Source organism: Nocardioides maradonensis (assembly GCF_054777115.1).
Genome location: NZ_BAAHAZ010000004.1, coordinates 169,166 through 182,144, shown reverse-complemented (window position 1 = coordinate 182,144; position 12,979 = coordinate 169,166). Strand labels below are relative to the sequence as shown.

Sequence of the window (12,979 nt, the reverse complement as noted above, 5' to 3'; positions counted from 1 at the left end):
GCCGTGGATCCGTCGGATCTGCGGCCTTCTCGCTGTCTCCGACCCTCTTTTCCGCCAGCCGGTCTAGCACGCGGGTAAAGGTTCGGGCAGTCGCGTTGACGGCCCTGCGGACCGGGCGTCTGATATTGGGCATCGGCTTTCGGGGGTCAGCCGTCGCCAGCCACGTCGTACGGGCCTGCGGAGCCGATGATCCCGGCTGCACTCGGGGCGCCACCACCACCTTTGCCTCCCGAGGATCTGCGATGTCCCCTTCCTTCTCGCAACGCATCCGGCGGCCCCGGATCGCCAGTCTCGCGGCCTGTCTCGTCATCGGGTCTGCCGCGGTCGTGTCCGTCGGCGGCTCCGCCCTGGCGGCCTCCGGTCCCTACACCATCGACGGGGTCGTCCCCGACGCCGGTACGACGCTGCTGCCGGACGCCGACGGCAACGTCAAGGAGCTCGGCCCGATCAACTCCAGCTCCACCAAGATCGGCGTGATCCAGAGAGCGCCGCTCCCCATGCTCGGCCTCACCAACCCGAACGCCCAGGTCGACCTGGCCAACACCTGGTTGCAGATGAAGCGCCAGGGCACCGACGACTGGCTGTACTTCGCCTGGCAGCGCGACAGCAACTCGGGCAGCGGCTTCATCGCCTTCGAGTTCATGAAGAACGCCGCGCCCGCCGCCTGCGACTACTCCCAGTCCGCGGCCACCCTGACCGCCACCTGCAACCCCTGGAAGAACCGGGCACCCGGCGACTTCATGATCATCTGGGACCAGTCGGGGAGCAGCACCCAGCTCTACAAGCGGGTGTGGGGCGGCACCGCGGGCAACCTCACCCTGGGCGCACCGGTGGCGATCCCGGCCAGCCAGGCCGAGGCCAAGTTCAGCCCCGACAACTTCCGTGGTGAGGCCGCGATCGACGTGACCCAGGCGATCTACGGCGGTGTCCCGCAGTGCATCACGCTCGCGAACGTCATCCCGAGCACGGTCACCGGCAACAGCGACACGGCGGACTACAAGGACACGGTCCTGCAGCACATCCCGCCGCTGAGCAACTGCCGGCAGACGATCACCACCACCCCGTCCGACGGCTCCGGCAACGCGCTCCCGGGCAGCACCACCGCGCAGGGCGGCAGCATCGGCATCGGCACGGGCGTGGTCGCGGTCCGCGACAACGCGGTTGTCGACCTCCAGGGCGGCAGCGGTACGGCGAGCGGGTCGATCTCGTTCCGCCTGTGCAAGGTCGACACCGGCACCTGCGGCACGAACCCGGGTGACTTCACCTCCGTCGGCTCGGTCGACCTGACCGGCAGCTACCCGGTGACGGTGAACTCGCCGACGGCGTACGTCACCTCGGCCGGCCGCTACTGCTGGCAGTCGACCACCTCCGGTGATCCCGCGAACGGGGCCGTGGGCGTCGACGACAGCCTGCTGAACGAGTGCTTCACCGTCACGAAGGCGACCCCGACGCTGTCGACCAACGCCGGCCCGGACGTCGTCCTGGGTCACGCCGTCACGGACACGGCGACGCTGTCCGGTACGGCGACCGACCCGGCCACTCCGGTGATCAACCTGACCGGCGCTGCCGGACCGGCGGCCGGCGGCTCGATCTCGTTCGCGCTGAACGGGCCGAGCTCGAGCGGGTGTGGCGCTGCCGCGGGCTCCAGCGGCGCGGCGACGGTCAGTGGCGACGGTGACTACGGGACGGCGGATCCGCTGGTGACGCCGACCGCGATCGGTCACTACCACTGGGTGGCGACCTACAGCGGTTCGTCGAACAACAACGCCGTGACCGACAACGGCGCCTGCACCGAGACCTCCGAGGACGTGACCGTCAAGGACGTGGCCGTGACCCTCACGACCGCGCAGAGCTGGGTACCGAACGACTCGGCGACGCTGTCCGCCCCGAGCGGGAGCGGCAACCTGAAGGGCTCGGCGACGTTCACCCTGTACCCGACGGCCGACTGCACGGGGACCCCGGTGCTCGCCGCACAGACCGTCCCGGTCAGCGGCGCATCGCCGCAGGTGGTGGGCACGACGAACACCTCGGCGGTGCCGGCCGGCACCTACTCGTGGAAGGTGTCCTACGCGAGCACCAACTCGGCGCAGCGGGCGATCCCGACCAGCTGTCAGGAGACGTCGTCGCTGACGGCGTCGAACGGGGCCGCGGTCTCCAGCCCGTGACGCCCTGACCCGGACCGCGTGCCGCCGGTCGGCTGCAGGACCGGCGGCTCGCTCCCGGGCACCTGCACGACGGAGAGCCGGCCTTCGCTACCCCGTGAAGGCCGGCTTCTCCTTGGCGAGGAAGGCCCGCACGCCCTCGGCGAAGTCGGGGCCGCCGTACACCTCGCGGAGCAGCGCCTCCTCGTCCTCGGGCACGGCACGCAACTGCTGCTTGGTCACCCGCAGCGTGACCGGTGATGCCTGCAGGATCCCGGTCACGAGGTCCTCGACCTCGGCGTCGAGGGCCGCGGCGTCGGCGACCTCGGTGGTGAGCGCGCCGGCGGCGTACGCACGATCGGCGGTCACCAGCCGCGACGCGAGCAGCATCTCGCGGGTGAGCGACTCCCCGAACACGGCCGCGCACCGCTGCAGCACCGGCGAGGAGAGCGCGTTGCCGAGGGTCCGCGCGATCGGGTAGCCGAACCGGGAGTGCGCGGTGGCGACCCGGAGGTCGCAGTAGGTGGCGACGGCGAGCCCGCCGCCGACGCACACGCCGTCGACCGCTGCGATCACGACCTGCGGCAGCGCCCAGAGCCGGTCGAACATCTCCCGGATCCAGGTCTCGTACTCGACGGCGTCGGCGGCGAGGAAGTCCGAGATCTCGTTCCCGGCCGCGAACGCCTTCCCGCCCGCACCGCGGAGCACGACGACCCGCACGGTCGGGTCGGTCGCGAGCTCCTCCCAGAGGTCACGCATCTGCTGGTACATCGCCTGGGTGAAGGCGTTGCGGCGCTCGGGGCGGTGGAAGGTGACGGTCACGACGCCGGCGCGCTCGCGGTCGATGATCAGGTCGCTCACCCGGCGATTGTCCCAGGCGACCCCTCGATCAGAGGGCGCGGGCGAGCAGCAGCGCCCCGGTGGCCGAGCGCAGCTCGATCCGGCCGATGTCACGGGTCGCCAGGTCGGTCGCCCCCGTGGTGAGGGCGGTCTCCCCCGGGCCGGCCCACCACCGCGACACCAGCTGCCGGTGGCCGGCGTGGTCGACGACGTACAGGGCGTAGCGGTGGGGGGTGCCGTACTCGCCGCCGTAGGTGCAGGTCATCGCGACCTCGGTGCCCCACGCCTGCGGGGTGAGGCGCACGGTGGCCTGCAGCGGGCTGGGGACGACGCTGGCCAGCGCGACGGTCTCGCCACCCGTCCGGTCGGCCCGCACCACCGCGATGCCGGCGCCGACCGCGGCGACCAGCAGGACGACGGCTGCCGCTGCGAGCGCCTTCGCGGGCAGCCGCCGTCGCCTCACCACCGGCGCCGGCAGCGGCACCGGGACGGGGTCCGGGACGCGGGGGTCGGGTTCGAGGTACGCCGGTGCGTCCTCGTCGGGCACCAGCCGGAGCAGTCCCGGCAGCATGCCGAGCTCCGCCACGGCCGCCGCGCAGCGGGCGCAGCCGTCCACGTGGTCCTCGTACTCCCGGCGCTCCGTGCTGGACAGCGCGCCCAGCACGTAGGCGGCGTCCCACTCGGCGTACTCGTCCCTCATCGGGTCACCCCGCGTTCCTGCAGGGCCAGGCGCAGCGCGCGGAGCCCGTAGTGCAGGCGCGACTTCACCGTGCCCGGCGGGATCTCCAGCGCCTCGGCGATCTCCCCGACGCTGAGCCGCAGGTAGTAGGCCCGCACCACCACGGCGCGGTGCTCGGGGGACAGCCCGGCCAGCGCGTCGGCCACGAGCAGCGCGTCGAACAGGGCGTCGACCTGGTCCGGCTCGGCGGTCTCGGGCGGCTCCGCCGCGCTCGACTCGTGCCGTGCCCACGCGGACCGCGCCTGGTCGACCACCAGGTGCCGGGCCACCGTGTAGAGCCAGGCCCGCACCGGCCCCCGCCCGTCGTCGTCGGCGATGGCGTGCGTCCAGGCCCGGAGCAGGGTCTCCTGCACCACGTCGGCGGCCCGGTCCCGGTCTCCGACCAGCCGGACGACGTACCTCTCCAGGGCTGCCGCGTGCTCGCGGTGCAGCACCTCGATCAGCTCCGGATCGCCCGGCATCTTCCACCTCCGCCGAGGACACGAGAACCGGGTCCGTCCGGTTCACCGTCCCCTCCATGATGCGCCCGTCGGCCGCGCGGGTGCACCCTTCTGGGTAGCCTCGCCCCGTGTCTGATCTCCACCGGCTGCGCACTCCTCCCGACGCGGTCACCGACGAGGAGCTGCTGGCCGCCTACCCGTGGCCGGAGCGGGGCGTGTGGGTCCGGGCGATGATGGTGACGACGCTGGACGGGGCCGCGGCGGGGGCCGACGGGCTCAGCGGATCGGTGTCCTCGGAGGCCGACCAGCGGGTCTTCCGCACGACCCGGCGGCACGCGGACGCCGTCCTGGTCGGGGCGCAGACGCTGCGGGCTGAGCAGTACACCCCGATGCGGGCGAAGCCGGAGGACGCCGAGGCCCGGGCCGCGGCCGGGCAGCTCCCGGCACCGGTCGTGGTGGTCGTCAGCAGGTCGCTCGACCTGCCATGGGACCTGCCGATCTGGGCCGAGTCCGCGCACCGCCCGATCGTCCTCACCGACCCGACGGCGCCCACCGAGGCCCGCGCGCTCGCGGACGACCACGCCGAGGTGATCGAGCTGCCGGAGACCAGCCCGGCCGGCATCCTCGGCGCCCTCGCCGCACGCGGCCTCCCCCGGGTCGTCTGCGAGGGCGGCCCGCGCCTGCTGCACGAGCTGACCGCGGCCGACCTCGTCGACGAGGTCGACATCACCATCGCACCGCTCTTCGCCGGCACCGGTCGTACGCCGGCGACGGGCGTCCTGGACCGCTCGGTCCGCTTCGAGCTGGCGCACGTCATCGAGAGCGAGGGCTTCCTGATGACCCGCTACCTGAGGGCCGGACGATGATCACGCTCGCCGAGCTGGCCCGCCTCGCTGCGACGTACGCCGACGACCTCGACCAGCTCGTCGCGCCGTTCACCATCGCGGGACGGTCCTTCGACACCGACCACGAGCCCGTGCTGATGGGGGTCGTGAACCTGTCGCGCGACTCCACCTACCGCGAGTCGATCGCGGTCTCCCCCGAGACGGCCGTGCGCAAGGCGCGGATCCAGGCCGCTCAGGGCGCCCACTTCATCGACATCGGCGCCGAGTCCAGCCGCGCCACGGCGACCGCCGTCACCGCGGCCGACCAGGTGCGCAGCGTCGTACCGGTCATCGAGCAGCTGGCGGCCGACGCCATCGCGACCTCGATCGAGGGCTACGACCCGACCGTCGTGCGCGCCGGCCTCAAGGCGGGCGCCTCCGTCGTCAACCTGACCGGCTCCCACGTCGACGACGAGATGTTCGAGCTCGCCGCGGAGTACGACGCCGGCCTGGTGCTGTGCCACGTGCTCGGCCCGCACGCCCGGGCCCTCGACGGCTCCGACGTCGAGGCCGACCCCGTGCCCCGGATGCTCGACACCTTCGGCGAGCGGATCGCGCGGGCACGCGAGCTCGGCGCCACCAGCATCGCGATCGACCCCGGTCTGGGCTTCGGCTTCCGGCTGTCCGACCAGCGGTCCCGCGCGCAGTACCAGGCGGCGTCGCTGCTCAACACCTTCCGGCTGCGCCGTCTCGGCGTACCCATCTGCCACGCGATGCCGCACGCGTTCGACGTCTTCGAGGACCAGTTCCGCAGCGGCGAGGGGTTCTTCACCGTCCTCGCGCACCTCGGCCGCACGGGCATCTACCGGGTGCACGAGGTGGCACGCGTCCGCGCCGTCCTGGACGCGCTCACCGAGTTCACCGTCGACGACGGAAAGCAAGGACACGCGCCCCACCGGTGATTAGGCTGGCGGCAACTCGGGTACCCCCATCCCCCTGATCGTCACATGGAGCTCCCCCATGGCCGGCATGAGCAAATGGCGACGCAGCCTCCGTTGCCACCTGAAGCACGGCACACGCTGCCCGCACATCGAACGCCACTCGCTGCGGCGCCCGCGACGCAGGAAGGACCTCGAGGTCGTCGAGCAGCTGCCAGCGCCCGTGACCGGCCGGCACGCGGCCTCCTGAGCTACCGCTCGAGGTAGTCCGCCACCGCTACCTCGAGCGCCCGAGCGATCCGGTGCTGCCCGCGCGCCGAGCTCAGCACCGCCGCGTCGCCCGCGTCGCGCATGTTGCCGCACTCGATCATCACGGTCGGGATGCGCGCCCAGTTGAGGGTCCCGAGGTCGCTGCGGACCACCAACCCCCGCACGCCGAGGTACGACGAGGTGGCGAACCCGGCCGCGACCATGGCATCGCGGACGGCGCGGGCCAGCGCCACGTCGGCATCCGCGAGCGGGCCCGGCGCCGAGATGACGTGGAAGCCGTGCGCGCCCGGTGCGTAGGTGCCGTCGGCGTGGATGCTGAGCTTCAGGTCGGCGGTCGGTCCCGGACCGCCGGGGTTCCCGAACCGGCCCCGCCGATCCACGCACGGGCCCCACGCCGACGCGCTGTTGCTGGTCCGGGTCAGCACGACCCGCGCACCCTGGCGGCGCAGCAGGCGGCGTACGTCCCGGGCGACGTTCCAGGTGAAGGTCGCCTCGGGGTAGCCGGCGTCGGTCTCGGTGCCGGTGGTGTTGCACGGCTTCTCGAAGCCTCCCGCGTCGACCGGTGCGCCCACCTCCGCGGGGAAGCTGCGGTTGCCGAGCTGGTGGCCGGGGTCGAGGACGACGACCTTGCCGGCGAGCGGCCGTGGCGCGGGCCGGTGCGGTGAGGGCGTCGGGCGCGCGGCGGGGGCCGTCGTGCGCGGGGCAGCGGAAGGGGCCGCAGGCGTGCCCGACGTCCCACAGCCCGCGAGGGCCAGGCAGGCGACGAGGACGCCGAGGACGCGCACCGGATCAGTCGTAGCCGAGGATCGACCGACGCTTCTCGCCCCACGCCAGCGCGGAGCGGATCGCATCGTCGAGGCTGAGCTCGGTGCGCCAGCCGAGCAGCTCGGCCGCCTTGTCGGCGTTCGCGAACGCCCCGACGGCGTCGCCGGGTCGCGACGGCGCCTCGACGACCGGGACGTCCCGACCGACCACGCGCGACACTGCGGCGAGCAGCTCGCGCACGGTGACGCCGTCGCCCGCCCCGAGGTTCAGGTACGTCGAGGTCTCCCCCGTCGTCGCCAGCACCTGGTCGAACCTCTCCACGGCGGCCACGTGGGCCTTCGCGAGGTCCCAGACGTGGATGTAGTCGCGGATGCCCGTGCCGTCGCGGGTCGGCAGGTCGGTGCCGGTGAGGGTGAAGACGTCGCGCAGGCCCAGCGCCGCCTGCGCCATCAGCGGGACGACGTGGGTGGCGTCCTTGAGGTGGTAGCCGGTCTCCAGGTCGGGGTCGGCCCCGATCGGGTTGAAGTAGCGCAGGATGATCGCGCGCAGGTCGGTGGCCGCCGACATGTCGTCGAGGACCTGCTCCATCATCCGCTTGGTCCGCGCGTACGGCGACGACGGCGCCACCGGGTCGCCCTCGCGCACCTCGAACTCCGGCGTCAGCGCGTAGAGCGAGGCCGTCGAGGAGAAGATCAGCCGGGTCTTCCCGAGCGCGGTCAGCTCGTCGAACATCTCCAGCGACTTGGCCACGTTGTCGCGGTAGTACTCGTACGGCAGCTCCACCGACTCCGGTACGACGATGCGGGCGGCCATGTGGATCGTGGCCTCGATGTCGGGGTGCTCGTCCACCACCCGGCGCAGCAGCGCCCGGTCGGCGATGTCGCCCTCGTAGAAGATCCGGTCGCCGACGTACTGACGCGGTCCGGAGAGCAGGTTGTCGAGCACGACCGGGGTGTGCCCCGCCTGCTCGAGCGCCTTGGAGGTGACCGACCCGATGTAGCCGGCGCCGCCGGTGACGAGGACCTTCATGGGCACCGAGCCTAGCGATCGGGCGGCTGACGGCCCGATCCGCGCTGCATCGGCCCGAACATCGACGACCTGAGACAAACATCCGGCCTTCTCGGTAAAGAAACCTCGGGATTGGCTGTCAATACGTCGATTCCGAGGACAGCACTCGTTGCGCGTTGCAAGAATCGCGGCACTTGACCGGCCCCGCCAGTGACGACGGGGACGGTGACCGGGCTGTGGGGGCCTGAGCACGAGTGTGGGGACATTCTTCTTGACGATCATGGATCGAACGCGCCAATTGGTGGCCGCGTCGCCGAGCCGGACGCTCCGGTGGCTGCCCTGCGCCGCCCTGGTGATCGACGTCCTGGCCGTGTGCCTGAGCGCCGGGGTCGGCCTGCTCGCCCGGCTCCACACCTCGCTCCTCCCGGGCAACTTCAGCACCCAGACCGCGCTGGGCTGGCCCGCCCTCCTCATGATCATGGGGTGGATCGCGAGCATCGCGGCCCTCGGCGGCTACGACCGCGCCACCTTCGGCCACGGCGCGGAGGAGTTCGTCCGCGTCGGTCGGGCCACCTTCATGACCACCGCGGTGGTCGGTGTCGGCTGCTACCTCACGAAGTACGACCTCTCCCGCGGCTTCTTCCTGCTGTCCTTGATCGCCGGCATCCCGCTCGTGCTCGGCGGACGGCTCGCCCTGCGCAAGGTCATCCACTCCGCCCGGCGGCACGGCATCCTGCGCATCCGGGTGCTCGTCGCCGGCAGCGCGGCGCACGTCGACGAGGTCGCGACCGTGCTCAACAGCAAGCCCTGGCTGGGCTACAGCGTCGTCGGCGCCGTCATGCCCGAGGGCGATCCCACCGTGGAGACGGACACCGGCGTACCGGTGCTCGGCTCGGTGGACGAGGTCGTGGCCGTCGCCGCCGAGGCGGGCGCGGACATGATCTTCTTCGCGGCCGGCAGCGTCGACACCGGCCAGGCGCTCCGGGAACGGGTCTGGCAGCTGGAGCAGCACGACATCGACGTGGTCGTCGCGCCCAGCCTCAGTGACGTGTCAGGCGAGCGGATCACGGTCCGTCCGATCGGCGGCATGCCGCTGATCCACATCCAGCTCCCGACCTGGGCCAAGGCGTCGCGGCTGAGCAAGCGCACCTTCGACGTCGTCGGGTCGGCGGTCCTGATCCTGGCGCTCGCGCCGGTGTTCGCGCTCGCCGCCCTGCAGATCTGGCTGCACGACCGCGGCCCGCTCGTCTACCGGCAGCAGCGGGTCGGCCGTCGCAACGAGTACTTCGACTGCTTCAAGTTCCGCACGATGATCGTCAACGCCGACGACCTGAAGGCCGAGCTGCAGGAGCAGGCCGACCAGGTGCTCCTGTTCAAGATGAAGGACGACCCGCGGATCACGCCGCCGGGCCGCTGGTTGCGGCGCTTCTCCATCGACGAGCTGCCGCAGCTGTTCAACGTCCTCCGCGGCGACATGAGCCTGGTGGGCCCGCGCCCCCAGGTCCAGCAGGAGGTCGACCTGTACGAGGGGCCGATGGAGCGCCGGCTGCTGGTCCGGCCCGGCATGACCGGTCTGTGGCAGGTCTCCGGGCGCAGCGACCTCAGCGCGGAGGAGTCGATCCGGCTGGACCTCTTCTACGTCGACAACTGGTCGATGCTGCAGGACGTCGCGATCCTGTTCCGCACGGTCCGGGCCGTGGTCGGCTCCTCCGGCGCCTACTGACCGTCAGCCGGCGCTCAGCGCGGCTCGTCGAGCAGGTCGATCAGGTAGCGGCCGTAGCCGGACTTCAGCAGCGGCTGGGCGAGCTCGGCCAGCCGGGCGTCGTCGATGAACCCCATCCGCCAGGCCACCTCCTCGGGCGCGCCGACCTTCATGTCCTGCCGCTTCTCGATCGCCCGCACGTAGTTGCTGGCGTCGTTGAGGTCGTCGAAGGTCCCGGTGTCCAGCCACGCCGACCCCCGCGGCAGCACCTCGACCTGCAGCCGGCCCTCCTCCAGGTAGAGCCGGTTCAGGTCGGTGATCTCCAGCTCGCCACGCGCCGACGGCGTCAACGTGCGCGCCTTCTCCACCACGTCGTCGCCGTAGAAGTACAGCCCCGGGATCGCGTAGCTGCTGCGCGGCTTCTCCGGCTTCTCCTCCAACGACAGCGCCTTGCCGTCGACGTCGAACTCCACCACGCCGTACGCCGAGGGGTCCGCCACCCGATAGCCGAACACCGCGGCCCCGTCGAGGGTCTCGAAGCGGCGCAGTCGGGTGCCGAGCCCGGCGCCGTAGAAGATGTTGTCGCCCAGCACCAGCCCGGCGGGCCCGCCCGCGAGGTGCTCCTCGCCGATCAGGAAGGCCTGCGCGAGACCGTCCGGGGAGGGTTGCACGGCGTACGTGATCGAGACCCCGAGCTGCGACCCGTCGCCCAGCAGACGCCGGAACTGGTCGGCGTCGTGCGGGGTGGTGATGACCAGGACCTCGTTGATGCCGGCCAGCATCAGCGTCGACAACGGGTAGTAGATCATCGGCTTGTCGTAGACCGGCATCAGCTGCTTGCTGATCGCGTGGGTGATCGGATGCAACCGGCTACCAGTGCCACCGGCGAGGATGATGCCGCGCATGGTGCCTAGGATGCCGCATGTGAAGCGGATCCTGGTGACCGGTGGAGCAGGTTTCATCGGCTCGAACTTCGTCCACCACCTCGTCCGCGAGACCGACGCGTCCGTCACCGTCCTCGACAAGATGACGTACGCCGCGAGCCGCGACGCGATCGCGACGCTGCCGGCCGACCGCGTGCGGCTGGTCGAGGGCGACATCGCCGACCCCGAGGTCGTCGACGGGCTGGTGGCCGCCTCCGACGCGGTCGTGCACTACGCGGCCGAGTCGCACAACGACAACTCGCTGTCCGACCCCTCGCCCTTCATCCGCACGAACCTCGTCGGCACCTTCGAGCTGCTCGAGGCGGTACGCCGCCACGACGTGCGCTTCCACCACGTCTCCACCGACGAGGTGTACGGCGACCTCGAGCTCGACGACCCGAAGCGGTTCACCGAGGACACGCCGTACCAGCCGTCCTCGCCGTACTCCGCGTCGAAGGCGGGCTCGGACCACCTGGTCCGCGCATGGGTGCGCAGCTTCGGCGTGCGCGCAACGATCTCCAACTGCTCCAACAACTACGGGCCCTGGCAGCACATCGAGAAGTTCATCCCGCGCCAGATCACCGAGGTCATCGACGGCCGCCGCCCGCGGGTCTACGGCGACGGCCTCAACGTCCGCGACTGGATCCACACCGAGGACCACTCCTCGGCGGTGCTCGCGATCCTGGAGCGCGGCCGGATCGGCGAGACGTACCTGATCGGTGCCGACGGCGAGAAGTCCAACGTCGACGTCGTCCGCGCGATCCTGCGCCACTTCGGGCGCCCGGAGGACGACATCGAGTGGGTCACCGACCGCGCCGGCCACGACCGCCGCTACGCGATCGAGTCCGGCAAGCTCCGCAGCGAGCTCGGGTGGCAGCCGCAGTACGCCGACTTCGACGCCGGCCTGGCCCAGACCATCGCCTGGTACCAGGCGAACGAGGCCTGGTGGCGCCCCGCGAAGGCCGCCACCGAGGCCAAGTACGCCACGAAGGGCCAGTGACCGTGGCCGATTCCCTCGAGGTGCTCGAGACGCCGATCCCGGGCCTGCTGGTGCTCCGCCTGCCGGTCCACCGCGACGCCCGCGGCTGGTTCAAGGAGAACTGGCAGCGGGAGAAGATGGTCGCCCTCGGCCTGCCCGACTTCGGCCCGGTGCAGAACAACATGAGCTTCAACGCCCACCGGGGCGCGACCCGCGGGATCCACGCCGAGCCGTGGGACAAGCTCGTCTCCGTCGCCACCGGCCGGGTCTTCGCGGCCTGGGTCGACCTGCGCGCGGGCGCGTCGTTCGGCGCGACGTACTGGACCGAGATCGACGAGGCGACCACGGTGTTCGTGCCGCGCGGCGTCGGCAACTCCTACCAGGCGCTGGCCGACGACACCGTCTACTCCTACCTGGTCAACGACCACTACGTCGCCGGCCGCACCTACCCGGCGGTGCACCTCGCCGACACCACGGCGGCGATCCCGTGGCCGATCCCGCTCGACTCCGCGGAGATCTCCGAGAAGGACCGGACGAACCCGGTCCTCGCCGACGTCGTACCGATGCAGCCCGCGAGGACGCTCATCATCGGCGCCCAGGGCCAGCTCGGCCGCGCGCTCCAGGTGGAGTTCCCCGACGCCGACCTGGTCGACCTCGACGAGCTGGACGTCACCGATCCGGCCGCGGTCGCCGCGTGGCCGTGGGGCGACTACCGGCTGGTCCTCAACGCGGCCGCCTACACGGCCGTCGACGCCGCCGAGACCGACGAGGGCCGCGCCGCCTGCTGGGCCGCGAACGCCGTCGCTCCCGCGCACCTGGCGCGGGTGGCCACCGAGCACCGGCTCACGCTGGTGCACGTGTCCAGCGACTACGTCTTCGACGGTCGGACCGAGCTCCACCCCGAGGACGAGCCGTTCGCCCCGCTCGGCGTCTACGGGCAGTCCAAGGCGGCCGGCGACATCGCCGTCGCCACGACTCCGCGGCACTACGTCCTGCGCACGTCCTGGGTCATCGGCGACGGCAACAACTTCGTGCGCACGATGCGCCGGCTCGCGACGGACGGGGTCTCCCCGTCGGTCGTGGACGACCAGCGCGGCCGGCTCACCTTCACCCCGGAGCTGGCCCGCGCCATCCGGCACCTGGTCGACACCGCGGCGCCGTACGGGACCTACAACTGCACGAACTCCGGCACCGTCCGCTCCTGGGCGGAGTACGCCGCGCGGGTCTTCGAGCTCTCCGGTCGCTCCGCCGCGGACGTCTCCCCCACCACCACCGAGGAGTACGCCGCCGGCAGGCTCATCGCGCCGCGCCCGACCCACTCTGCCCTCGACCTGACGAAGCTCGCCGCCACCGGCTTCGTCAGCACCGACGCCGACGCAGCGCTCGCGGCGTACCTCGCCGACTGAGGCT

12 protein-coding genes are annotated in these 12,979 nt (G+C 71.8%); 6 read left to right on the top strand and 6 right to left on the bottom strand.

The genetic code is table 11. From position 1 onward, the window contains the following. Nucleotides 1-242: 242 nt before the first annotated feature. Nucleotides 243-2,165 carry a hypothetical protein gene (locus ACYVAQ_RS06100; RefSeq protein ID WP_460787598.1) on the top strand — a complete coding sequence of 641 codons (1,923 nt, stop codon included), beginning with the start codon at nucleotides 243-245 and terminating at the stop codon, nucleotides 2,163-2,165. Nucleotides 2,166-2,252: 87 nt separating this feature from the next. Here ACYVAQ_RS06100 and ACYVAQ_RS06095 read toward each other — a convergent pair whose 3' ends face one another. The 3 genes from ACYVAQ_RS06095 to ACYVAQ_RS06085 are packed head-to-tail and all read right to left on the bottom strand — an operon-like array spanning nucleotide 2,253 to nucleotide 4,181. Then, nucleotides 2,253-3,002 (bottom strand): enoyl-CoA hydratase-related protein, encoded by a 750-nt coding sequence (locus ACYVAQ_RS06095; protein WP_460787597.1) that lies wholly within the window; start codon nucleotides 3,000-3,002, stop codon nucleotides 2,253-2,255. A 28-nt stretch (nucleotides 3,003-3,030) separates the two neighbouring features. Further along, nucleotides 3,031-3,681: an anti-sigma factor family protein gene (locus ACYVAQ_RS06090; protein ID WP_460787596.1), complete on the bottom strand. Its 651-nt coding sequence runs from the start codon at nucleotides 3,679-3,681 to the stop codon at nucleotides 3,031-3,033. Continuing rightward, nucleotides 3,678-4,181: a sigma-70 family RNA polymerase sigma factor gene (locus ACYVAQ_RS06085; RefSeq protein WP_460787595.1), complete on the bottom strand. Its 504-nt coding sequence runs from the start codon at nucleotides 4,179-4,181 to the stop codon at nucleotides 3,678-3,680. The genes ACYVAQ_RS06090 and ACYVAQ_RS06085 overlap by 4 nt, the downstream gene beginning before the upstream one ends. 107 nt (nucleotides 4,182-4,288) lie before the next feature. Between ACYVAQ_RS06085 and ACYVAQ_RS06080 the strand changes: the two genes are divergently transcribed. Both ACYVAQ_RS06080 and ACYVAQ_RS06075 read left to right on the top strand, forming a co-directional pair. After that, nucleotides 4,289-5,026, top strand: coding sequence for a dihydrofolate reductase family protein (locus ACYVAQ_RS06080; protein WP_460787594.1), 738 nt, complete (start codon nucleotides 4,289-4,291; stop codon nucleotides 5,024-5,026). Further along, a complete protein-coding gene (locus tag ACYVAQ_RS06075; RefSeq protein WP_460787593.1) occupies nucleotides 5,023-5,946 on the top strand; it encodes a dihydropteroate synthase in 924 nt (307 codons plus the stop codon). Before ACYVAQ_RS06080 ends, ACYVAQ_RS06075 begins: the two co-directional genes overlap by 4 nt. A 227-nt stretch (nucleotides 5,947-6,173) precedes the next feature. Here the strand turns inward: ACYVAQ_RS06075 and ACYVAQ_RS06070 are convergent, their stop codons facing one another. Together ACYVAQ_RS06070 and galE are read right to left on the bottom strand one after the other, a co-directional pair. Continuing rightward, the gene (locus tag ACYVAQ_RS06070) at nucleotides 6,174-6,977 is read right to left on the bottom strand and encodes an N-acetylmuramoyl-L-alanine amidase family protein (protein WP_460787592.1); all 804 of its coding nucleotides are present in this window, start codon (nucleotides 6,975-6,977) and stop codon (nucleotides 6,174-6,176) included. A gap of 4 nt (nucleotides 6,978-6,981) precedes the next feature. Further along, the gene (gene galE / locus ACYVAQ_RS06065) at nucleotides 6,982-7,986 is read right to left on the bottom strand and encodes a UDP-glucose 4-epimerase GalE (RefSeq protein WP_460787591.1); all 1,005 of its coding nucleotides are present in this window, start codon (nucleotides 7,984-7,986) and stop codon (nucleotides 6,982-6,984) included. Between the two features lie 259 nt (nucleotides 7,987-8,245). Between galE and ACYVAQ_RS06060 the strand changes: the two genes are divergently transcribed. After that, the gene (locus ACYVAQ_RS06060; RefSeq protein ID WP_460787590.1) at nucleotides 8,246-9,688 is read left to right on the top strand and encodes a sugar transferase; all 1,443 of its coding nucleotides are present in this window, start codon (nucleotides 8,246-8,248) and stop codon (nucleotides 9,686-9,688) included. A 14-nt stretch (nucleotides 9,689-9,702) separates the two neighbouring features. On the opposite strand, the gene rfbA is transcribed toward ACYVAQ_RS06060, so the two are convergent. After that, nucleotides 9,703-10,572, bottom strand: coding sequence for a glucose-1-phosphate thymidylyltransferase RfbA (gene rfbA, locus ACYVAQ_RS06055; RefSeq protein ID WP_460787589.1), 870 nt, complete (start codon nucleotides 10,570-10,572; stop codon nucleotides 9,703-9,705). A 19-nt stretch (nucleotides 10,573-10,591) separates the two neighbouring features. Here rfbA and rfbB point away from each other — a divergent pair, with 19 nt between their 5' ends. After that, complete coding sequence (gene rfbB, locus ACYVAQ_RS06050; RefSeq protein ID WP_460787588.1) at nucleotides 10,592-11,590, top strand: dTDP-glucose 4,6-dehydratase; 999 nt, start codon at nucleotides 10,592-10,594, stop codon at nucleotides 11,588-11,590. A gap of 2 nt (nucleotides 11,591-11,592) precedes the next feature. Then, nucleotides 11,593-12,975 (top strand): sugar nucleotide-binding protein, encoded by a 1,383-nt coding sequence (locus ACYVAQ_RS06045; protein ID WP_460787587.1) that lies wholly within the window; start codon nucleotides 11,593-11,595, stop codon nucleotides 12,973-12,975. Nucleotides 12,976-12,979 lie beyond the last annotated feature (4 nt).